Below are 1,152 nucleotides of genomic sequence, written 5' to 3' on the forward strand. Positions count from 1 at the left end.
CTCGTTGTTGTAAAACCCAACGATGTATTCAGTAATGTCACGTATCGCTTCGGCGTGGTTGGCGTAATCGCGCCGCCATACCCGCTCCATTTTCAAGCTCAGGAAGAAGCGCTCCATCACTGAGTTGTCCCAGCAGTTACCTTTACGGCTCATGCTTTGCTGCATGTCATTTCTTGCCAGCAGGGATCTGTAGCTCGCGCTCGCGTACTGGCTGCCACGATCCGAGTGCGCGATCAGGCCCGGTGGCGGTTGACGCTGAGCAACCGCCAACTGCATTGCACTGCACACCAGCTCAGCCGGCATGTTCGGGGCCATGGACCAGCCCACTATCTTGCGTGAGAACAAGTCCAGCACCACGGCCAGGTACAACCAGCCGCTACGGGTCCGGATGTAGGTAATGTCTGCCACCCAGGCCTTGTTCGCTGCCTCGGGTTCAAATTGGCGATTCAGCACATTCTCGGCAATCGGCAGGTTGTGTTTGCTATCGGTCGTGTGCACAAACTTACGCTTCCAGGCCGAACGCAGGCCATTGGTACGCATCAAGCGGCGGATCTTATAAAGGCCTATTTCTATGCCCTTGGCGCGTAAAGCTTTACGCAACGGGCGACTGCCATAGCAGCCGCCACTCTTGGCAAACGACGCCTTGAGCTGAACCGTGATCGGACAAACCGATGCCGGAACTTCAGCGCGCTTGTTGGCCTCGTAGAAACCGGATCGACTAATACCCAGTAGCCGACAGACATGCGCCACCGAATAAGCCTTCTGTTGCAGCTGCCGAACCAATCGGTACGTTACTTCAGCTCGCGGGCAAAGAAGGCAGTAGCTTTTTTTAATACATCGTTATCCATCTTGAGCTGGCGGTTTTCTTGCTCCAACTGCCGAATACGCTGCTGCTCGGACGTCAGCGGTTTGCCCATCCCGGCCTGTCCCAACTGCTCGGCCTCGTACTGCTGTACCCAGCGCCGAACGGCCGTATCACCGATATTAAGATCACGACAAACCTGTGAAACGCTCAGGCCCTGATCCTTGATCATCTTCACGACTTCCAGCTTGAAGCTGTCGTCGAATGTTCTGCGTTTGTCGGTCATGAAAATCTCCTCGATAGATGCATTTTCCACCTATCGAGGTGTCCGGGGAAATTAGACCACTACA

General features: G+C 54.9%; 1 protein-coding gene. It reads right to left on the reverse strand.

Going from position 1 to position 1,152, the window contains the following annotated elements; all coding sequences use genetic code 11:
- A protein-coding gene (locus tag EYC95_RS30045; protein ID WP_371928450.1) for an IS3 family transposase occupies nucleotides 1–1,088 on the reverse strand; the annotation gives its coding sequence in 2 pieces (ribosomal slippage) (nucleotides 1–836 and nucleotides 836–1,088; 1,089 coding nt annotated over the 2 pieces). This gene is flagged as partial in the annotation.
- Between the last annotated feature and the right edge of the window lie 64 nt (nucleotides 1,089–1,152).

The sequence above is a fragment of the Pseudomonas sp. BGI-2 genome (assembly GCF_004310295.1).
Taxonomy (GTDB): domain Bacteria; phylum Pseudomonadota; class Gammaproteobacteria; order Pseudomonadales; family Pseudomonadaceae; genus Aquipseudomonas.